Here is a 20,442-nt window from a genome sequence, read left to right as displayed (position 1 = left end):
ATGCAACGGACAGCGGCTTACTCAAGGGCCTTTTTTCCTCCCTCCTCCACGGGCGCGCCACCCGGCGCGCCCTCCCAACTGACTACCAGCGCATCTGCGCGTTCTTGCCGCCGGTGCTGACCGTCGCGGTCTTGGTCCGGCCCTGGTAAGTCGCCCGCACGCTGTACGTGCCAGACGGCGCCTTCAGCAGGCAGCGCGGACCGTCGGCGACAAAGCTGGCGACTTCCTTGCCGCCGCGCATCAGCTTGACGTCAACGTCGGACAGGTACTCGCCGCGCGCGCCCTGCGTGAACAGCAGGCTCATGTTGTACTTGCGCGCTTCCGATTGCAGCGCGACCTGCTCGTCTTCGGCGACACCGCCGCAGATATAGGCGACCGAGCCGGCCGTACGCTGCACCATCGCATCACGCGGCGGCGGCGGGGGCGGCGTGGTCAGCGGCGGACGTGGCTGCGCGGGCGCTGCCATCGGCGGTGGCGCCGGTGCGGCCGGCGGCGGGACGGTGGGCGCGGGTGCCGGGGACGCCGTCGGCGGCGGTGCTGCCGTGGCAGGCGCCGCTATGCCCGGTGCGGGCTGTGTGGCAGGGGGCATGGTTTCTGCCGGCGGCGCGGCCGGCATCGTGACACCCGGGGTCGGCGCCATGGTGCTGCCCGGGGCAGCGGGCGCCGGGGCAGCGGGTGCCGGTGTGGCAGGCGCAGGGTTGGCGTCCACCACCGGCGCCTGCGCATGGCTGGCCGCCGGCACCAGGGCCAGCAGCGCGACCACGCCGGCGCTGAGCGCGATCACCAGGCGCTTGACGCGCGAGCGCCGTGCCAGGCGCGCTTCGACAAGTTCCAGCGAACGGGTAGGGGCAAACGGGGGCAGTTGCGGCATCGTGGCCTCCTTGGGCGAGCTTCGGAATCAGATGCCCCGGAGGACCCCGTGGGATCACTCCGGGTGTCTCCTTTCCATCCTAGGGCCCACGGATGGGCAACACTGCCGGGCTTGGTCCTACATCCGCGTCAGCCGACGGCGCATTGTGGCCCACAAGCGGCGTGCGAGGGACTTTGCATGTGCCGCAAGCAAAACCGGCCCTTTTCCGCGTGGAAAAGGGCCGGCGCTCGCTTGTGCTGCTTGCAGCTGGCTACTTCCGGCTCACCAGCCGCTTGGGCACCGACAGCGTCAGCGCCGCGCCCACCACCAGGCAGGCGGCCAGCAGGTACATGCCCGAATCGGTGCTGTGGGTCAGGTCCTTGAGCCAGCCCACCGCATAGGGGCTGAGGAAGCCCGCAAGGTTGCCCAGCGAGTTGATCAGCGCGATGCCCGCGGCCGCGCCAGTGCCGGCCAGGAAGGAAGTCGGCAGGCTCCAGAACAGCGGCAGCGTGGTCAGGATGCCGATGGTGGCCAGCGTCAGCGCCACCATTGCCAGCGTGGTGTCGCTATGCCATTGCACCGACAGCAGCAGGCCCAGCGAACCGGCCAGCGCGGGCAGCGCGATATGCCAGCGGCGCTCGCCGCTGCGGTCTGCGCTGTAGGCCACCAGCACCATGCCGACCACTGCGCAGCCATAGGGAATGGCGGTCAGCAGGCCGATATCGAGCGCGCCCTTGACGCCGGTCTGCTTGATGATGGTCGGCAGCCAGAAGCTGACGCCGTACAGGCCCATCACGAAGCAGAAGTAGATCGCGCTCATCAGCCAGACGCGCGGGCTGGACATCACGGTGCGGATCGGCGGGTCTTCCTTGTGCGCATCCTCGCTGGCGATATTGCGCTCCAGCAGCGCCTTCTCTTCCGGCGACAGCCACTTGGCGTGGGCGATGCGGTCGTCCAGGTAGGCCAGCACCCACAGCCCCACCAGGATCGACGGAATGCCCTCGAGCAGGAACATCCACTGCCAGCCGGACCAGCCGTTGTGGCCGTGGAAGGACTGCATGATCCAGCCCGACAGCGGCCCGCCGATCACGCCTGCCAGCGCGACCGCAGTCATGAAGTAGGTGGTGGTGCGCCCGCGCCGGTTGGCCGGGTACCAGTAGGTCAGGTACAGGATGATGCCGGGGAAGAAGCCGGCCTCGGCAATGCCCAGCAGGAAGCGCAGCACGTAGAACATGGTCGGCGTGGTGACGAACATCATCGCCGCCGAGATCGCGCCCCAGGTGATCATGATGCGCGCGATCCAGATGCGCGCGCCCACCTTGTGCAGGATCACGTTGCTGGGCACTTCGAACAGGAAGTAGCCGATAAAGAAGATGCCGGCGCCCAAGCCATAGATGGTCTCGCTGAACTGGAGGTCGTTGAGCATCTGCAGCTTGGCAAAGCCCACGTTGACGCGGTCCAGGTAGGCCACCACGTAGCACAGCAAGAGGAAGGGCACCAGGCGCCAGCTGACCTTGCGGTAGGTGGCGTCTTCAAAGGCGGCGTCGCTGATGCCGGGGTTTACTGCGGTTGTTGTCATGCTGTCTCCTGAGGATATGGCGCTTCTGTGTGACGCGTTTACAGCTACGACTAAAGGGGAAGGCAGGTGGCCGGCACCGGCTCAGACGCAGCGGCCGCCGTCCACTTCGATGCAGGTGCCGGTGATAAAGGCAGCCTCGTCCGAGGCCAGGTACAGGCAGGCGTTGGCCACGTCCTGCGGGGTCGACATGCGGCCCATCGGGATGGTGGCAAGGAATCTGGCGCGGTTCTCGGGCGTATCGGGCATGCCCATGAATTCTTCGAGCAGGGCGGTGGCGCCGATCACCGGGTTGACGCAGTTGACGCGAATGTTGTCCTTGCCGAGTTCCGCGGCCATGGCCTTGCTGGCGGTGATCACCGCGCCCTTGCTGCCGTTGTACCAGACCAGGCCCGGGCGCGGCCGGATGCCGGCGGTGGAGGCGATATTGACGAACACGCCGCCGCCGCGCTGGCGGAAATGCGGGATAAAGGTACGCGCCGACCAGTAGATGCTCTTGACGTTGACGGCGTAGACGCGGTCGAACTCCTCCTCGGTGACTTCGAGGATGGGCTTGTTGCGATGGGTCGTGCCGGCGTTGTTGACCACGATATGGACGTCGCCGAAGGTGGCCAGCGCGGCTTCGCGCATGGCCTCGGTGCCGGCTTCGCGCGAAACGTCGGCGCGCACCGCGCGGGCCCGGCCGCCGGCGTCGCGGATCGCGGCGGCGACGCGTTCGGCGGCTTCCTCGCGCAGGTCGGCGACCACCACGTTGGCGCCTTCGCGCGCAAAGGTGTGGGCAATGCCTTCGCCGAACCCGGAACCGCCGCCGGTGACGATCGCTACCTTGTTGGCCAGTCTCATGGCTTGTCTCCTGGTGTTGTGGTTATGTTCTGGTGATCCGTGCTGCGGGGTACTCAATGCCTAGTGCGAGAACGGCCCCCGCCCGCGCAGGGCATTGGCAACCATCATCAGTGCCAGCAGGAAGGGCAGTGCCACATACAGGCACCAGTGCACGCGGTCGCCGACGACGTCGCCCCACTTGCGCTTGAAGACCTGCAGCCGCGGCATGCCGGAAGGATTGGTGGCGCGCTTGTTCCGGACATGCCATGCCATCCAGAAAAAGAAGATGGCAAAGGCGACGGACAGGAAATTGATGTTACCCATGTTGGATGGCGATGGTTTTCAGGGTGGTGAATCCGTACAGGGCCTCGAAGCCCTTCTCGCGGCCGTAGCCGGACTGGCCGGTGCCGCCGAATGGCAGTTCAACGCCGCCGCCGGCACCGTAGTTGTTGATAAAGACCTGGCCCGCGCGCAGCTTGTGCGCCAGGCGCAGCTGGCGCCCGCCGTCTCGGGTCCAGACGCCGGCCACGAGCCCGTAGGGCGTGCCGTTGGCCAGTGCGATGGCCTCGGCCTCGGTGTCGAACGGCATCGCCGCCAGCAGCGGGCCGAACACTTCTTCCTGCGCCAGCCGGTGTGCGGGTGGCACGTCGCGGAACAGCATCGGCACCTGGTAGTAGCCGGCCTCGGGCGCCTCGGCCACGATCTGGCCTTGCGCCATCACGGCCACGCCGGCGTGCTGCGCATCCGAGACAAAGTCCCACACGCGCTGCTGCTGCTTGCGGCTGATCAGCGGCCCGCATTCCAGGTCGAGCTCGGACGGGCCCACGCGCAGCGACTCGAACACCGACGCCAGCCGGTCGAGCAGCGCGTCATAGACCGGCCGCTCCACCAGCAGGCGGCTGCCGGCCGAGCAGGTCTGGCCGGCATTCTGCACGATGCCGTTGACCACCACCGGCACCAGCGTATCCAGGTCGGCATCGGCAAAGACGATCTGCGGCGACTTGCCGCCCAGTTCCAGCGTGACCGGCACGTGGTTCTCGGCGGCCAGCTGGGCCACCTGCTTGCCGGTCTGGGGCGAGCCGGTGAACGAGATATGGTTGATGCCCGGGTGGCGCGCCAGCGCGGCGCCGGCTTCATGGCCGTAGCCGGTGATGATATTGAGCGCGCCTTCGGGCAGGCCGGCCTCGGCGGCGATCTCGGCCACGCGCAGCAGCGACAGGCAGGCGTCCTCGGCCGGCTTGACCACGCAGGCGTTGCCGGTGGCCAGCGCCGCGCCCACGCTGCGCCCGAAGATCTGCAGCGGGTAGTTCCACGGGATGATGTGGCCGGTCACGCCATGCGGCTCGCGCACGGTCAGCACGGTGTAGCCGGGGTTGTAGGGGATGGTCTGGCCGTGCAGCTTATCGACCGCGCCGGCGTAGAACTCGAAATAGCGGGCCACGGCGCGGGCATCGGCGCGCGCCTGGCGTAGCGGCTTGCCGGTGTCGCGGGCCTCGAGCGCGGCCAGTTCGTCCTCGTGCGCGATCAGCGCCACGGCGACGCGGTTGAGCAGGCGTACCCGCTCGGCCGGCGCCATCTGGCCCCAGGCGCCTTCGGCGGCCTGGCGCGCCGCATGGACGGCGACGTTGATATCGGTGGCGTTGCCGCGTGCGATCTCGGCGAACGGCTCGCCGTTGGACGGATCGAAGACCTTGATGCGCAGGCCGTTGTCGGGCGCGATCAGGCGGTTGGCGACGAAGTGCTGGGCGTGCATGGGTGGCTCCGGGGCGGCATGGGGGCAGCACGGGGGCTGCGCTATTCAGTGACGGCTGAAGAATGTGCCATTATCGCCGACAGCGGCCAGCGTGCAATGCGCCATGCCTGGCCCGCGTGTCAGCCTGCGGTCAGGCATGAGCCGCTATAATGCCCGCCATCCAACAACACACCGCAGGCATCTGGAGAACCGCATGAGCTTCAATCTCGTGTCCCCGGGCAAGGACATCCCCAACGATTTCAACGTCATCATCGAGATCTCGGCCCAGAGCGATCCGGTGAAGTACGAGGCAGACAAGGAAACCGGCCTGCTGTTCGTCGACCGCTTTATCGGCACCGGCATGCGCTATCCGGCCAACTATGGCTACATCCCGCAGACGCTGTCGGGCGACGGCGACCCGGTGGACGTGCTGGTGCTGTCGCCGTTCCCGATCCTGGCCGGTGCCGTGGTGCGCTGCCGTGCACTCGGCATGCTGAAGATGACCGATGAGGCAGGCGTGGATGCCAAGCTGGTGGCTGTTCCGGTGGACAAGCTGTCGCCGGCCACGGCCTACATGAAGGGCCTGTCGGACGTGCCGCAGAACCAGCTGGACCAGATCAAGCACTTCTTTGAGCACTACAAGGCACTGGAAGCCGGCAAGTGGGTCAAGGTCGAAGGCTGGGCTGGCATCGAGGAAGCCCACAAGGAAATCACCGACGGCGTGGCCAACTACAAGAAGTAAGCTGAACCGCCGCTGAAGAAGCCCCGCTCCGGCGGGGTTTTTTGTTGCCGCGCGCTTGATGCACGGCAGCATCCGGGCAAGCGCCTTGCGCTACGCTATGCGGGTGCTGACAAGAGGAGTCCTCATGAATCCCATCACCGAAATCCAGGCATTGCCGCAGGCCTTGTCGCCGCTGCGTCGCTATGACCGGCTGGCGGTGTGCTTCCACTGGGCGGTATTCCTGCTGGTGGCGCTGGCCTATGCCGCGATCGAGCTGAAGGGCAGTTTTGCCAAGGGCACGCCGCCGCGCGCGCTGGCCATGACAGTCCATGAATGGGCGGGCGCGCTGGTGCTGGTGCTGGCGGTGCCGCGCCTGCTGTGGCGCCTGGTGCGCGGCGCGCCCGCGCCGGAGCCGGGCGCGCGCTGGATGCAGTTGGCCGGCGAGGCCATGCACTGGGTGCTTTACCTGTATATCCTGGCCCAGCCGCTGCTGGGGCTGCTGGCGATGAACGCTGGCGGCCACCTGCTGGCGTTGCCTTCGCTGGGGCTGGAAGTGCCGGCGCTGGTGGCGGCCGACCCGGCACTGAAGGACACCGTCAAGGAGGTCCACGAGACCCTGGGCACCGCCTTCTACCTGGTGATCGGCCTGCACGCGATGGCGTCGCTGTTCCACCACTACATGCTGGGCGACAACACGCTGCGGCGGATGTGGCGCTGAGCGCCGGCTTGCGTGTTCAGGCGCGGGCGAACGGGTTGCGTTCGCCCAGTTCGTCCAGGTAGGCGTCGATGCCCTGGCGCTCGCGCTCAAGGAAGCGCTCGACGGCATCGGCAAAGGCGGGATGCGCCAGCCAGTGGGCCGAGCGCGTGGCCACCGGCAGGAAGCCGCGCGCCATCTTGTGCTCGCCCTGGGCGCCGCCTTCAAAGGTGCCTATGCCTTGCTCGATGCAGAATTCCAGCGGCTGGTAGTACGCGGTTTCGAAGTGCAGGCAGGCGTGGTGCTCCAGTGCGCCCCAGTAGCGCCCGTAGAGCGTGCTGACTTCGGGCGTATCGTCATAGACCAGCAGCGAGCTGGCGATGGGCTGGCCCGCGCGCTCGGCGATCACCAGCAGCAGGTGCTGCGGCATGGCGGCGCTGATGCGCCGGAAGAAATCCAGGTTCAGGTAGGGCGTGGAATGGTGCTCGCGGTAAGTCTGGCGATAGCACCGGTTGAAGAACTTCCACGCGTCATCGTCGATCTGCGCGCCACGCAGGCGCCGGAAGGTGATGCCGGCCTGCGCAACCTGGCGGCGCTCGGCGCGGATGTTCTTGCGCTTTTTCTGCGACAGCGTGGCGAGGAAGTCGTCGAAGCTGCCGTAGCCGCCGTTGGTCCAGTGGAACTGCACGCCATGCCGCATCAGCATGCCGGCCTGCTGCATCAGCGCGGCTTCGGTCTCGTCGGGAAACAGGATGTGCAGCGACGACATCTGGCTTTCGGCGGCCAGCGCCAGCGCCATCCGCAGCAGCAGGCGGCGCGCATGGGCGTCTTCGGCCAGCAGCCGCGCGCCGCGCACCGGCGTGAAGGGAATTGCCGCCAGCCATTTGGGGTAGTACTCGAGCCCGTTGCGGGCATAGGCGTCGGCCCAGGCCCAGTCGAAGACATATTCGCCATAGGAATGCGCCTTGGCGTAGAGCGGCATGGCCGCGGCCAGCCGTTCCGGGTGGCCGTTCTTGGCCGGCGCCCACAACGTCAGGTAGCGCGGGTTCCACCCGGTCTCGGCGCAGGCGCTGCCGCTGGTGTGCAGGGCGTGCAGGAAGGCATGCTTCAGGAACGGCGTGGCGTCGGCGTGGTGCGCCACCAGGGCGTCCCAGGCGGCGGCATCGATCTCGCCCAGGTCGGAAATGATTTCGGTACGGTACTCCTGCGCAGGGTCGCCTGCCGACTTGCGCTTGTGCTGTGCCGGCTGGCGCTGGTCCTTGCCCTCGCCGGGCACGCATGATTCAGACTGCATTGCACCAGTTCCCGTCTGTGGATCGATCGAGTCTACCGGAAACGATGCGCCGTTGCTGCGCCGCACGGCAGGCGCGGGGCGGGCGTCGTAAAATGGAGCATCCTCGTCACCAGTGCTTGCCGAGGCATCCCGGGATGCCTCAGGCGGCGGCATGGTCCGCATGGTTCGATAACCAAGGCCCGATATGAAGAACCCGTTTTTCAACCTGTATTCCCACGGCTTTGCGCGTGTCGCGGTGGGCGTGCCCGTCTGCCGGGTGGCCGACCCGGCCTTCAACGCCGCCAAGACCATTGCCCTGGCGGCGCAGGCGGCGCAGCAGGGCGCCGTGCTGGTGGCGTTCCCGGAGCTGGGCATCTCCGCCTACACCTGCGACGACCTGTTCCACCAGCGCGCGCTGCTGGACGCCTGCGAGGCGGCGCTGGCCACCATCGTCGAGGCCTCGCGCAAGCTGCCGGCGGCGCTGATCGTCGGCATGCCGCTGCGGGTCGAGCACCAGTTGTTCAACTGCGCCGTGGTGGTGGCGCGTGGGCATGTCCAGGGCGTGGTGCCCAAGTCCTACCTGCCGAACTACTGGGAGTTCTACGAGGCGCGCCAGTTCAGCGCCGCCGACAACGCCGCGGTCGAGTCGATCCGGCTGCTGGGCCAGGACGTGCCGTTCGGCGCCGGGCTGCTGTTCGATGTCGAAGACATCCCCGACTTCCGCTTCCACGCAGAAATCTGCGAAGACGTCTGGGTGCCGATCCCGCCGTCGTCGTTCGCGGCACTGGCCGGGGCCACGGTGCTGGTCAACCTGTCGGCCTCGAATATCGTGGTCGGCAAGGCCGGCTACCGGCACCAGCTGGTCTCGCAGCAGTCGGCGCGATGCCTGGCGGCCTACCTGTACACCTCGGCCGGCAAGGGCGAGTCCTCCACCGACCTGGCCTGGGACGGCCAGGCGCTGATCTGCGAGAACGGCGAGCTGCTGGCCGAATCCGAGCGCTTTGCCGATACCTCGCACCTGCTCTGCGCCGATATCGACGTCGAACGGCTGTCGCGCGAGCGCATGCACCAGGTCACCTTCGGCCACTCGGTGCGCCGGCACAAGGCAGAAGTGGACAAGTTCCGCGTGGTGCGCTTCCCGCTCGACCTGACGCTGGAGAAGTCGCTGCCGCTGGCGCGCAGCGTGGCGCGCTTCCCGTACGTGCCGGCCGATCCGCGCCAGCGCGACGAACGCTGCATGGAGGTCTACAACATCCAGGTGCAGGCGCTGGTGCAGCGCCTGTCGGCCAGCAAGATCAGCAAGGTGGTGATCGGCGTGTCCGGCGGGCTGGATTCCACCCATGCGCTGCTGGTCTGCGCCAAGGCGATGGACCGCCTGGGCCTGCCGCGCGCCAATATCCTGGCCTACACCATGCCGGGTTTTGCCACCAGCGACCGCACCCTGCTGCAGGCGCGCCAGCTGATGCAGGTGGTGGGCTGCACCGCGACCGAGATCGATATCCGCCCGTCGTGCCTGGCCATGCTGAAGGACCTGGGCCACCCGTACGCCGCCGGCGAGAAGGTCTACGACGTGACCTTCGAGAACGTGCAAGCAGGCGAGCGCACCAACCACCTGTTCCGTCTGGCCAATTTCCACCACGCCATCGTGATCGGCACCGGCGACCTGAGCGAACTGGCGCTGGGCTGGTGCACCTATGGCGTGGGCGACCATATGTCGCACTACAACGTCAACGCCAGCGTGCCCAAGACGCTGATCTCGCACCTGGTGCGCTGGGTGGCCGAGAGCGGGCAGGTGGGCGAGGGCGGTTCCGACGTGCTGCTGGACGTGCTCGACACCGACATCAGCCCCGAGCTGGTCCCGGGCGACAGCAACCACGGCCCCGAGCAGAAGACCGAGAGCACCATCGGCCCGTATGAGCTGCAGGACTTCAACCTCTACCACACGCTGCGCTTCGGCTTCACGCCGTCCAAGATCGCCTTCCTGGCGCTGCATGCCTGGGGTGACCGCGAGCGCGGCGTCTGGCCCAATGGCCCGCATGTGGTGCGCAACCAGTACGGGCTGCCGGAGATCAAGCGCAACCTGGCGATCTTCCTGGACCGCTTCTTCCGCACCAGCCAGTTCAAGCGCTCATGCATCCCGAACGCGCCCAAGGTGGGCTCGGGCGGATCGCTGTCGCCGCGCGGTGACTGGCGCGCGCCGAGCGATTCAGAGTCGGTGGTGTGGCTGGCGGACCTGGAGAAGGTGCCGGATTGAGCGCAGCGCCGGTAGCCCCGCCTCTTGGGTGGCGGCTTGTGCACAGCTTCTCCAGTGGCTGTCCACAGGTTTATCCACAGGGCCGGGGCGTGCCCGGATGCGCGCTAGCCAACGCTGCGGCCGCGCCGGCTGTGGGGCAGGCGGAATTGCAAGCGGCCAAGGGCTGGTAAAATGCCACCCGGAGAGCGCCGCGACCGCGGCGATGCGCCGCCAGGCGCGTGAACAAACGATAAACAGGGGCCAGTCATGAAGCAGATTACCGCCATCATCAAACCGTTCAAGCTCGACGAGGTGCGTGAAGCCCTGGCCGACGTCGGCGTGACCGGGCTGACGGTGACCGAAGTGAAGGGATTTGGCCGCCAGAAAGGGCATACCGAGCTCTACCGTGGCGCGGAGTACGTAGTCGACTTCCTGCCCAAGATCAAGATCGAAGTGGTGGTGGCCGAGAATCAGCTGGACACCGTGCTGGACGCCATCGTCAAGGCCGCCCACACCGGCAAGATCGGCGACGGCAAGATCTTCGTCACCGAGATCGAGCGCGTGATCCGCATCCGCACCGGCGAGCAGGACGAAGCCGCGGTCTGAGCCTCGGGCCAGGATAGCGAAACGCCGCCTTGCAGGGCGGCGTTTTCATTGGTGCGTGCGGTTCAGCTGGGCAGCTTCCACCCGTAGCGCACCGACACCAGCCGCATGGCGATGATCGCCACCGCCCCGGTCAGCAGCGCCGCTTCCTGCTGCACCGCCAGCCAGGTCATGCCGACATAGATCCAGCAGCCGACAAAGGAGCAGGTGGCGTAGGGCGAGCGGTCGCGCAGGATCATCGGCACCTCATTGCACAGCACGTCGCGCACCACGCCGCCGAACACGGCCGAGATGATGCCCATCATCACCGCCACGGTGGGCGTCATCTGCGCCACCAGCGCCAGCGAAGCGCCGGTCACCGAGAACAGCCCCAGCCCGATCGCGTCGGCCACGATCATGGCCCGGTCCGAGGCCACGCGGCTGACCACGCGCAGCACGAACGAGGCGCCGAACGACATCACGAAGATCAGCAGCACGTAGCCTTCGTGGTCGACCCAGTAGAACGGGCGCCGGTCCAGCAGCACGTCGCGCACGGTGCCGCCGCCAAAGGCGGTGGCAAAGGCCACCACGAAGGTGCCGACCACGTCCAGGCGCTGCTTGCGTGCGTCGACCACGCCCGAGACCGCGAAGGCGAGCACGCCGATCACCTCCATGATGTGGAGGATCAGGGGCAGCCGCCCCATCAGCAATTCAAGCGGAACGTGCATCCGTGGCGATGCGTCAGGTGCGCGGCTGGCGCAGCAGCACCATCAGCGCGCCGGCGCCGCCTTCGGCCTCGCGCGCCTGCACGAAGGCGAGCACTTCCTCCTTCTGCACCAGCCAGCTGCGCACCTTGCCCTTGAGCACCGGCAGCTTGTCGGGCGAGCCCAGGCCCTTGCCGTGGATCACGCGCACGCAGCGCACGCCGTTGCGCACCGAGCGGCGCAGGAACTCGGCCAGCGCCTCGCGCGCCTCGTCGCTGCGCAGGCCGTGCAGGTCGACCTTGTCCTGCGGCACCCATTCGCCGCGGCGCAGCTTGCGGATCACGTCCATGCCGATGCCGGGCCGTCGGAACGACAGGGTCTCGTCGGTTTCCAGCAGGCTTTCCACGTCGAAATCATCGGACAGCGAGGCCGCCAGCACGGCTTCGTCGTTGCGGCGCGACTGCACCGGCACCGGGGCGGGCTTGCTGGCGGGCACGGGGGCGCGGTTGCGGTCGCGCAGCTGGCTGACCTGGCCCACGCTGGTGCGGAAGACGTCGGCCTCTTCACGGGCGCGCCGGGCGGCCTGCTCGGCGGCCACGCGCTCGGCTTCGCGGCGCTCGGTATCGGCCTTGAGGGTGTCGCGCAGCCTGGCAAGGTCGTTCAGGCCGAAACGTTGGGGCGGTCGGTCGGGTTTGCGGGCGCCGTGCGTCATTGAAAAATCTCCGGGGGCTCGGCGCAGATTATATCGACTGGCGGGGCGGCAGGAGATGCCGCAGGGGGACGCGCCGGCGGGCCGTGGCGGCCCGGCCGGCGGAGGGGGCGGTGCTTACTTCAGGGCTTCGACAAAGCGCTGGGCATCCAGCGCGGCCATGCAGCCGGTGCCGGCGCTGGTGATAGCCTGGCGGTAGACATGGTCCTGCACGTCGCCGGCGGCAAACACGCCCGGCACGCTGGTGGCGGTGGCGTCGCCCTGCAGGCCCGACTTGGTCACCAGGTAGCCGTTTTCCATGGCCAGCTGGCCTTCGAACAGGTCGGTGTTGGGCTTGTGGCCGATGGCGATGAACACGCCCGCCAGCTTCAGGTCCTCGGCCTGGCCGGTCTTGGTGCCGCGCACGCGGATGCCGGTCACGCCGGATTCGTCGCCCAGCACCTCGTCCAGCACGCTGTCGTAGCGGATCACCACGCGGCCTTCCTTTTCACGCTGCAGCAGGCGGTCGACCAGGATCGGCTCGGCGCGGAAGCTGTCGCGGCGGTGGATCACGGTGACCTTGCTGGCGATATGCGACAGGTACAGCGCCTCTTCCACGGCGGTGTTGCCGCCGCCGACCACGGCCACTTCCTGGTTCTTGTAGAAGAAGCCGTCGCAGGTGGCGCAGGCCGACACGCCGCGGCCCATGAAGGACTCTTCGGACGGCAGGCCCAGGTACTGCGCCGAGGCGCCGGTGGCGATGATCAGCGCGTCGCACGTATATTCACCGGCGTCGCCGATCAGGCGGAAGGGGCGGGCCGGCTGGCCGTTGTCGTCCACCAGCTTGGCGGTGTGGATGTGATCGAAGATGATTTCGGTCTTGAATTCCTCGGCGTGCGCCAGCAGGCGCTGCATCAGTTCAGGACCCTGGACGCCCTTGGCATCGCCCGGCCAGTTCTCGACGTCCGTGGTGGTCATCAGCTGACCGCCCTGTGCCAGGCCGGTGATCAGCACCGGTTCCAGGTTGGCGCGGGCCGCGTAGACCGCGGCGGTATAGCCGGCGGGACCAGAACCGAGAATCAGCACTTTTGCGTGTTTTGCCATGATGCGTTCCTGTGGCCGGTGCGGCATGCTGCCCACCGGCATTGCTCGAAAGCGACATTATAAGAGGAGCCGCATTTGCTCACTGTTGCAAATTCCAATGAGTGCGATAGTCTCGGGCCACGTTAAAATGGCCGCCACGATGACCGTCAGTCACCTGGTGAGCGACCACTGACCGCTGCCGGCATCGGCCCGAAACACGTCCGGAATCACCTTACACGCGAGTCTTAACCAGGCATGGCCCGAGCTACCACGACCACCCGCACCGATCCCTCAGCCTTGCCATCCCGCATCGGCAAACTGCTGGGAGAGGTCCGCTGGTTCCTGCTGCTTGCCGTCACGCTGGGTTTCCTGTGCGTGCTGGCCAGCTACAGCAAGACCGATCCCGGCTGGTCGCATGCCAACCAGGTGGCCGATATCCACAACCTGGGCGGGCGCGTCGGCGCCTGGGTGGCCGACGTGCTGTTCTTCATCTTCGGCTTTTCCGCCTACTGGCTGGCGGTGCTGCTGGTGCGCCGCTGCTGGCGCGGCTGGCGCACGCTGACTGCCGAGCTGCCCGAGCGCGCGGATCCCGGCCTGCACCGCCAGGGCGTGACCGTCAGCTGGATCGGCTTCGGGCTGACCCTGTTCTCCAGCATGGGCCTGGAGGCGATCCGCATGTACCCGCTGCGCGCCGCGCTGCCGCGCGCGCCGGGCGGGGTGCTGGGCGACCTGCTGGGCGGCTGGCTGCAGGTGGCGCTGGGCTTCACCGGCGCGACCCTGCTGCTGTTGCTGCTGCTGGCGATCGGGCTGTCGCTGTTCTTCCATTTCTCCTGGCTGACCGTGGCCGAGCACGTCGGCGGCTTTGTCGAGACCCTGTTCCTGGGCTTCAAGGCCCGCCGCGAGAGCAAGCAGGACCGCATCATCGGCGAGGCCGCCAAGACCGAGCGCAAGGAAACCGTCGAGGTGCAGCGCGTGCGCATCGAAGAGGCGGCGCCGGTGCAGATAGTGCGCCCGCAGGCGGTGCCCAAGCATGAGCGCGTCGAGCGCGAGAAGCAGCAGCCGCTGTTTGCCGATATCCAGGACTCGGACCTGCCGCCGCTGTCGCTGCTGGACCCGATCCCGCCGCACCAGGAAACTGTCAGCGCCGAGACCCTGGAGTTCACCTCGCGCCTGATCGAGAAAAAGCTCAAGGACTTCGGCGTCGAGGTCAAGGTGGTGGCGGCCTACCCGGGCCCGGTTATCACGCGGTATGAGATCGAGCCGGCCACCGGCGTCAAGGGCAGCCAGGTGGTGAACCTGGCGCGCGACCTGGCGCGCTCGCTGTCGCTGGTGTCGATCCGCGTGGTCGAGACCATCCCGGGCAAGAACTACATGGGGCTGGAGCTGCCCAACCCGAAGCGCCAGACCGTGCGCCTGTCGGAAATCCTCGGCTCGCAGGTCTACAACGAGAGTTCGTCCAGCCTGACCATGGCGCTGGGCAAGGACATCGCCGGCAAGCCGATGGTGGCCGACCTGGCCCGCATGCCGCACTGCATGGTGGCCGGCACCACCGGCTCGGGCAAGTCGGTCGGCATCAACGCGATGATCCTGTCGCTGCTGTACAAGGCCAAGGCGGAAAGCGTACGCCTGATCCTGATCGACCCGAAGATGCTCGAAATGAGCGTCTACGAGGGCATCCCGCACCTGCTGTGCCCGGTGGTGACCGACATGCGCCAGGCCGGCAATGCCCTGAACTGGGCGGTCGGCGAGATGGAGCGCCGCTACAAGCTGATGAGCAAGCTGGGCGTGCGCAACCTGGCCGGCTACAACAAGAAGATCGACGAGGCCGCGGCCCGCGAAGAAAAGATCCCCAACCCGTTCAGCCTGACCCCGGACGCCCCGGAGCCGCTGGACCGGCTGCCCACCATCGTCATCGTCATCGACGAGCTGGCCGACCTGATGATGGTGGTCGGCAAGAAGGTGGAAGAGCTGATCGCCCGCATCGCGCAGAAGGCGCGCGCGGCCGGCCTGCACCTGGTGCTGGCCACGCAGCGCCCGTCGGTGGACGTGATCACCGGCCTGATCAAGGCCAACGTGCCGACCCGGATCGCGTTCCAGGTCAGCAGCAAGATCGACTCGCGCACCATCCTCGACCAGCAGGGCGCCGAAGCGCTGCTGGGCATGGGCGACATGCTCTACCTGGCGCCGGGCACCGGCCTGCCGGTGCGCGTGCACGGCGCCTTTGTCTCGGACGAGGAAGTCCACCGCGTGGTGGAAAAGCTCAAGGAATCCGGCGAAGCCAACTACATCGAGGGCATCCTCGAGGGCGGCCTGACCGATGACGCCGGCGGTGGCGACGGGTTTGGCGGCGGTGCCGGCATTGGCGGTGGCGGCGGCGAGGCCGATCCGCTGTACGACCAGGCGGTCGAGGTGGTGCTGAAGAACCGGCGCGCGTCGATCTCGCTGGTGCAGCGCCACCTGCGCATCGGCTACAACCGTGCCGCGCGGCTGCTGGAGGACATGGAAAAGGCCGGCATGGTCTCGGCCATGTCGGGCAATGGCAACCGCGACATCCTGGTGCAGGGTGGCGGTGCCGCCCGCGAAGATGACTGAGCGCCGCTCGCGCAGCCTTCGTAATATCTGGTTACCCGCCGGCTTGCGGCGCGCGGAATCCCCGGGCTGCCGGCGGCTCTAAAAGGACAGGTTGCCAGCGCCCGACGCGGCGCAGGCAACGCACCCTACAACTACCAGGACCCGAACCATGCGCAACCGCATCATCGTGTCGGCCTGCGCCGCGCTGGCGATGTTTGCCATCCAGGCGCCGGCCCATGCCGCAGCCACTGACCAGTTGCAGAGCTTTGTCACCGGCGTGAAGAGCGCGCGCGGCGAGTTCACGCAGCGCCAGGTCAAGGGGCAGGGCGCCAACGGCAAGGTGACCGGCACCTCCAGCGGCACCTTTGTGTTCTCGCGCCCGGGCAAGTTCACCTGGCGCTATACCAAGCCCTACGACCAGCTGCTGCAGGCCGACGGCCAGACCCTGTACATCTACGACAAGGACCTGAACCAGGTCACCGAGCGCAAGCTCGACGGCGCACTCGGCTCCAGCCCGGCGGCGATCCTGTTCGGCAGCAACGACCTGGAAAAGAACTTCGTGGTCAAGAACGGCCCGACCCGCGACGGCGTAGAGTGGCTGGAGCTGACGCCCAAGGCCAAGGACACGCAGTTCGAGCGCATCGGCATCGGCTTCAAGGCCGGCAATCTTGAAGCCATGGAACTGCGCGACGCGTTCGGCAACACCACCCTGCTGACCTTCACGGGCATGCAGAAGAACCCGCCGCTGGCGGCCGATGCATTCCGGTTCACGGTGCCCAAGGGCGCCGATGTGATGAAGCAGTGAGGCCCGCCATGAACGATCCGCAGGAAGGTCCCGCAGTCACCATCCGTTCCCGGCGCGGCCAGCGCGCCGTGTTGCTGGCCAGTGCCGGCGCGCTGCTGACGGCGGCATGTGCCAGCAGCGGCGGCGGCGCCAGCAAGTTCGATGTCGATTCCTTCCTGCGCGCACCGGACTCGGGATTGCCCGAAGTGCTGGGCAATCCGGGCTTCCTCAAGGCCACGCGCGTGCCCGCCACCGAGTGCGCGGTGATGCTGCAGTCGGCCAGCACCGGCGTGCTGGAAGACCTGCCGCCCAGCAGCAATGCGCGCGGCCCGGCCTGGCTGTTGCATCCGAAGGGCCAGCCGGACCAGGTATGGCTGGTGGTCGGCGAGTCCGGCGGCGAGCGCACCTGCCATGGGCCGCTGCCGGCCGACGCCATGCAGGCGCTGGCCGCCCGGGCCAAGGGCTGAACCCGAGGCGCCGCCGTCAGTGCGGCTTGATGGCGATCTTCAGCACGCCGTCGCGCTGGTTGGCGAACAGGTCGTAGGCCGCGACGATGTCGTCCAGCTTGTACTGGTGCGTCACCAGCGCGCCCAGGTCGACCCGCCCCGACTCGATCACATTGATCAGCCGCCGCATGCGTTCCTTGCCGCCGGGGCACAGCGCGGTATTGATCTTGTGGTCGCCCAACCCCGCGGCTAAGGCCGACAGCGGAATGGTCAGGTCGCTTGAATAGACCCCCAGGCTGGACAGCGTGCCGCCGGGCTTGAGCACGCGCAGCGACTGCTCGAAGGTTGCCTGCGTGCCCAGTGCCTCGATCGAGGCATCCACGCCGCGCCCGCCGGTCAGCTTCATGACCTCGTCCACCACGTCGCAGTTGCGGAAGTTCAGGACCACGTCCGCGCCCATCTTGCGCGCGATCTCCAGCCGGTGGTCGTTGCCGTCGACGGCGATGATGGTGGTGGCGCCGCACAGCCGCGCGCCGGCGGTCGCGCATAGCCCGATCGGACCCTGCGCGAACACGGCCACGGTGTCGCCGATGCGGATATTGGCGTTTTCCGCGCCCTTGAAGCCGGTGGACATGATGTCGGGGCACATCAGCACCTGCTCGTCGGTGAGGCCATCGGGGATTGGCGCCAGGTTGGCCTGGGCGTCGGGCACCAGCACGTATTCCGCCTGGGTACCGTCGATCATGTTGCCGAAGCGCCAGCCCGCGGTCGCCTTGTAGCCGTGGCAGCCGCACTGGCCGCTGGCCATCAGGTAGCTGCCATCCTGCGAGGCCACGCCGTCCTGCGCCGCGTAGGAGTTGAAGTTGGGGCAGATTGCGCCGGCGATCACGCGCTGGCCTTCTCGGTATCCCGTCACCGCGCTGCCGAGCTTTTCGATGATGCCGACGGGCTCATGGCCCACGGTCAGGCCCTTCGCCACCGGGTACTCACCCTTGAGGATGTGCACGTCGGTGCCGCAGATGGTGGTGGTGGTGATACGCACCAGGGCATCGTTGGGGCCGATATCCGGGATTGGCTTGTCTGCCAGTTCGATCCGGCCAGGCTCGACAAAAACGGCGGCTTTCATCATTGCGGTCATGCGTTGCTCCCAGGGAAGGCGCAGGGGGACGCGCGGTGGGTGGAGTGGTGCGGGACGTTGCCGGCCCGCTTCCTCACTGATAGCACGCCTGGGTTATAGGTCGGTTTATCCAGATCAAGCCGAGGCCATACAGAAAATGTGCACAATACATGGCAATCTGGCAAAGGTTTCACATCGGTGTGCAAAGAAGCTGAACGCCGCGGTGTGCCGCGTGTCCCAGCATCCACATACTCGCCATACCCATCAGGAGAACGACATGATTGCGAAGCGAACCATCCGCCGTTGGCTGCGCCAGTCCGCCATGCTGGCGGCGGGCGGGGCCCTGCTGGCGGCTTGCGCGGCGCCCGCGCCGACCGGCCCGCAAGGCGCGCGTGGCACGCCGCAGGGCTGTGCCGCCGACAAGCTGGCCGACGATGCCCTGGTCGGCAAGCCCGAGGCCGAGGCCATCGGCCTGCTGCAGGGCTGCGCGTGGCGCCTGGGCGAGCGCGACGGCCAGCAGTTCCCCGGCACCATGGACTACAACCCGCAACGCCGCGCGCTCGGCGTCAAGGCTGGCAAGGTGGTCTGGGTACGCCGCGGCTGAGATCCGGCGCCCGCCTTGCCGGTTCGCCTTCGCACAAGGGGCGATTAGGTTAGTGCGGGCATCTCCCTGATATTGAGCGGTCAACGGGCGTCAACATGACAGAAATGTAATTTGACCGCCTGAACAAGAATCAATATTGTTTCCCGCTGACCGGAATCCAATAACCGGGCGGCCTCGGGTCCCCGGCGGCTGCCCAAACCATGCTGGGGAGCCAACCGCGTGAAGACCACTATCCGAACCTTGCTGCCGCGCGCTGCGGCGCTGGCCCTGCTGACCCTGCCGCTCGCCGCGGCGGCGCAGGAAAAGGTGCTCAACCTCTACACCGCGCGTCACTACCAGACGGACGAAGCGCTGTACGCCAACTTCACCAAGCAGACCGGCATCAAGATCAACCGCATCGAAGGCCAGGAAGACCCGCTGCTGGAGCGCATCCGCAATGAAGGTGCCAACAGCCCGGCGGACGTGTTCATCACGGTGGATATCGGCCGCCTGTGGCGCGCCCAGCAGGCTGGCGTGTTTGCGCCGGTAAAGTCGAAGGCGCTGGAATCGCGCATCCCGGCCAACTATCGCGACCCCAATGGCGAATGGTTCGGCTTCTCGGCGCGCGGCCGCGTGATCGCCTACAACAAGACCGCGGTCAAGGCCGGCGATATCGCCAGCTATGAAGACTTGGCCGATCCCAAGTGGAAGGGCAAGGTCTGCACGCGTTCCAGCGGCCATGTCTACAACCTGTCGCTGGTCTCCAGCCTGATCGCCCATGATGGCGAGGCACGCACCGAGCAGTGGGCGCGCGGCGTGGCCGCCAACCTGGCGCGCGTGCCCAAGGGCGGCGACACCGACCAGCTCAAGGCGGTTGCCGCCGGCGAGTGCGACGTGGCCATCGCCAACACCTACTACATCGCGCGCCTGCTGAAGTCGACCAAGCCGGAAGACAAAGCCGTGGCCGACAAGCTGGGCGTGCTGTGGCCGAACCAGTCGAGCCAGGGCGTGCACATGAACGTCTCGGGCGGCGGCATGCTCAAGCATGCGCCCAACAAGGAAGCGGCGGTCAAGTTCCTGGAGTACCTGGCCAGCGACGAGGCTCAGCGCTACTTTGCCGACGGCAACAACGAGTGGCCGGTGGTGCAGGGCGTGAAGGTCAGCAACCCGGCGCTGGAAGCGCTGGGCACGTTCAAGTCCGACACCATCAACGTGGCCGAACTGGGCAAGTACCAGCCGCAGGCACAGAAGCTGGTGGACCGCGCCGGCTTCAAGTAAGCCGCCACGGCCTTTGCAGTAGCGGTTCTTGCTACAGCAGGAACCGCTTGTTCCCCGTCACCTCGGTCGGCTCGACCTTGCGGAACGTCAGCTTCACGCTGCTGTTGAGCCGCCGCCCCGCCTGGCGCCGTACCAGCGCCCGGTGCAGCAGGCCCTTGTGTCCGACCGTGCCTTCCGCATAAGGCTGGTCTGGCGTCCCGCCCAGCGCCATCGCGGCCAGCGCCTGGTTGCGCTGCGCCGCACTCTTTTCCAGCAGCTTGTCCAATGCCATGCGTGCGCGCACCTGCGCCGCCAGCGCGATGTCGCCGGGATTGGCGCGGGCACGCTCGGCGTCCCAAGGCAGCTGCACCTTGCCGGCAAGGCGGCGCAGCGCGGCGCGCAGTTCGGCGCCATCCATCCGGGTTTCCTGCACGATCCAGACGGCGTCATGGCGCAGCACCGCTTCGGCATCGGCCATGCGGCGCACCAGCGCGGGCTGCAGTTCGGGCGACGAGAACTGCCGCGCGCGGCGGATCGCGTTGAGCGCGATGCGGCGCACCTGCGGGTTGGCGTGATCGAACAGGTCGGCGATGACGCGCGCGGCCGTGTCGGCCGAATTGACCTTCTCCGCCAACTGGCCGGCCAGCGAGACTTCTTCCACGCCGCTCAGCTTGTTGCGGCTGAGCCGGTTCAACTTGAACAGCAGGATGTGATATCGCAGCATAG

20 protein-coding genes are annotated in these 20,442 nt (G+C 67.5%); 9 read left to right on the top strand and 11 right to left on the bottom strand.

Annotated features, from left to right (window positions below):
* Window positions 1-82: 82 nt before the first annotated feature.
* The 5 genes from AC3WLF_RS04805 to AC3WLF_RS04785 form a co-directional block, all read right to left on the bottom strand.
* A complete protein-coding gene (locus AC3WLF_RS04805; RefSeq protein ID WP_492353387.1) occupies window positions 83-466 on the bottom strand; it encodes a hypothetical protein in 384 nt (127 codons plus the stop codon).
* A 655-nt stretch (window positions 467-1,121) separates the two neighbouring features.
* Window positions 1,122-2,429 (bottom strand): MFS transporter, encoded by a 1,308-nt coding sequence (locus tag AC3WLF_RS04800; RefSeq protein ID WP_492317498.1) that lies wholly within the window; start codon window positions 2,427-2,429, stop codon window positions 1,122-1,124.
* An 81-nt stretch (window positions 2,430-2,510) separates the two neighbouring features.
* Window positions 2,511-3,269 carry an SDR family oxidoreductase gene (locus AC3WLF_RS04795; protein WP_492317497.1) on the bottom strand — a complete coding sequence of 253 codons (759 nt, stop codon included), beginning with the start codon at window positions 3,267-3,269 and terminating at the stop codon, window positions 2,511-2,513.
* A 60-nt stretch (window positions 3,270-3,329) separates the two neighbouring features.
* Window positions 3,330-3,572 carry a hypothetical protein gene (locus AC3WLF_RS04790; RefSeq protein ID WP_010813008.1) on the bottom strand — a complete coding sequence of 81 codons (243 nt, stop codon included), beginning with the start codon at window positions 3,570-3,572 and terminating at the stop codon, window positions 3,330-3,332.
* A complete protein-coding gene (locus AC3WLF_RS04785) occupies window positions 3,565-5,001 on the bottom strand; it encodes an aldehyde dehydrogenase family protein (RefSeq protein ID WP_492317496.1) in 1,437 nt (478 codons plus the stop codon). The genes AC3WLF_RS04790 and AC3WLF_RS04785 overlap by 8 nt, the downstream gene beginning before the upstream one ends.
* A gap of 193 nt (window positions 5,002-5,194) precedes the next feature.
* On the opposite strand from AC3WLF_RS04785, the gene ppa reads away from it, so the two are divergent.
* Complete coding sequence (ppa, locus tag AC3WLF_RS04780; RefSeq protein WP_035822416.1) at window positions 5,195-5,722, top strand: inorganic diphosphatase; 528 nt, start codon at window positions 5,195-5,197, stop codon at window positions 5,720-5,722.
* A gap of 124 nt (window positions 5,723-5,846) precedes the next feature.
* Window positions 5,847-6,419 carry a cytochrome b gene (locus AC3WLF_RS04775; RefSeq protein ID WP_492357895.1) on the top strand — a complete coding sequence of 191 codons (573 nt, stop codon included), beginning with the start codon at window positions 5,847-5,849 and terminating at the stop codon, window positions 6,417-6,419.
* Window positions 6,420-6,435: 16 nt separating this feature from the next.
* Here AC3WLF_RS04775 and AC3WLF_RS04770 read toward each other — a convergent pair whose 3' ends face one another.
* Complete coding sequence (locus tag AC3WLF_RS04770; RefSeq protein ID WP_492357894.1) at window positions 6,436-7,689, bottom strand: GNAT family N-acetyltransferase; 1,254 nt, start codon at window positions 7,687-7,689, stop codon at window positions 6,436-6,438.
* 184 nt (window positions 7,690-7,873) lie between these two features.
* Between AC3WLF_RS04770 and AC3WLF_RS04765 the strand changes: the two genes are divergently transcribed.
* A complete protein-coding gene (locus AC3WLF_RS04765; RefSeq protein WP_492357893.1) occupies window positions 7,874-9,922 on the top strand; it encodes an NAD(+) synthase in 2,049 nt (682 codons plus the stop codon).
* A gap of 246 nt (window positions 9,923-10,168) precedes the next feature.
* Window positions 10,169-10,507 carry a P-II family nitrogen regulator gene (glnK, locus tag AC3WLF_RS04760; protein ID WP_006162803.1) on the top strand — a complete coding sequence of 113 codons (339 nt, stop codon included), beginning with the start codon at window positions 10,169-10,171 and terminating at the stop codon, window positions 10,505-10,507.
* 62 nt (window positions 10,508-10,569) lie between these two features.
* On the opposite strand, the gene AC3WLF_RS04755 is transcribed toward glnK, so the two are convergent.
* From AC3WLF_RS04755 to trxB, 3 genes are all read right to left on the bottom strand, one after another.
* A complete protein-coding gene (locus tag AC3WLF_RS04755; protein ID WP_011614676.1) occupies window positions 10,570-11,211 on the bottom strand; it encodes a trimeric intracellular cation channel family protein in 642 nt (213 codons plus the stop codon).
* Window positions 11,212-11,224: 13 nt separating this feature from the next.
* On the bottom strand, window positions 11,225-11,899 hold the full coding sequence (locus AC3WLF_RS04750) for a Smr/MutS family protein (RefSeq protein WP_492317492.1): 675 nt from the start codon (window positions 11,897-11,899) through the stop codon (window positions 11,225-11,227).
* A 114-nt stretch (window positions 11,900-12,013) separates the two neighbouring features.
* On the bottom strand, window positions 12,014-12,979 hold the full coding sequence (trxB, locus tag AC3WLF_RS04745) for a thioredoxin-disulfide reductase (protein ID WP_010813000.1): 966 nt from the start codon (window positions 12,977-12,979) through the stop codon (window positions 12,014-12,016).
* Between the two features lie 234 nt (window positions 12,980-13,213).
* Here trxB and AC3WLF_RS04740 point away from each other — a divergent pair, with 234 nt between their 5' ends.
* From AC3WLF_RS04740 to AC3WLF_RS04730, 3 genes are all read left to right on the top strand, one after another.
* Complete coding sequence (locus AC3WLF_RS04740) at window positions 13,214-15,550, top strand: DNA translocase FtsK (protein WP_492317491.1); 2,337 nt, start codon at window positions 13,214-13,216, stop codon at window positions 15,548-15,550.
* A gap of 148 nt (window positions 15,551-15,698) precedes the next feature.
* A complete protein-coding gene (gene lolA / locus AC3WLF_RS04735; RefSeq protein WP_010812997.1) occupies window positions 15,699-16,334 on the top strand; it encodes an outer membrane lipoprotein chaperone LolA in 636 nt (211 codons plus the stop codon).
* 8 nt (window positions 16,335-16,342) lie between these two features.
* A complete protein-coding gene (locus tag AC3WLF_RS04730; RefSeq protein ID WP_492317489.1) occupies window positions 16,343-16,780 on the top strand; it encodes a hypothetical protein in 438 nt (145 codons plus the stop codon).
* A 16-nt stretch (window positions 16,781-16,796) separates the two neighbouring features.
* Here AC3WLF_RS04730 and AC3WLF_RS04725 read toward each other — a convergent pair whose 3' ends face one another.
* The gene (locus AC3WLF_RS04725) at window positions 16,797-17,897 is read right to left on the bottom strand and encodes an NAD(P)-dependent alcohol dehydrogenase (RefSeq protein WP_492317488.1); all 1,101 of its coding nucleotides are present in this window, start codon (window positions 17,895-17,897) and stop codon (window positions 16,797-16,799) included.
* Window positions 17,898-18,153: 256 nt separating this feature from the next.
* Here AC3WLF_RS04725 and AC3WLF_RS04720 point away from each other — a divergent pair, with 256 nt between their 5' ends.
* Window positions 18,154-18,480, top strand: a complete 327-nt coding sequence (locus AC3WLF_RS04720; RefSeq protein ID WP_492351739.1) for a hypothetical protein — start codon at window positions 18,154-18,156, stop codon at window positions 18,478-18,480.
* Window positions 18,481-18,699: 219 nt separating this feature from the next.
* Window positions 18,700-19,737: a Fe(3+) ABC transporter substrate-binding protein gene (locus tag AC3WLF_RS04715; protein ID WP_340523034.1), complete on the top strand. Its 1,038-nt coding sequence runs from the start codon at window positions 18,700-18,702 to the stop codon at window positions 19,735-19,737.
* A gap of 31 nt (window positions 19,738-19,768) precedes the next feature.
* Here the strand turns inward: AC3WLF_RS04715 and AC3WLF_RS04710 are convergent, their stop codons facing one another.
* The gene (locus tag AC3WLF_RS04710) at window positions 19,769-20,440 is read right to left on the bottom strand and encodes a hypothetical protein (protein WP_492351740.1); all 672 of its coding nucleotides are present in this window, start codon (window positions 20,438-20,440) and stop codon (window positions 19,769-19,771) included.
* Window positions 20,441-20,442 lie beyond the last annotated feature (2 nt).

The sequence above is a fragment of the Cupriavidus sp. FW306-01-F10A genome (genome assembly GCF_058782785.1).
Note: the sequence above shows the minus strand (reverse complement) of the source record. Positions and strands in the feature narration are given on the sequence as shown.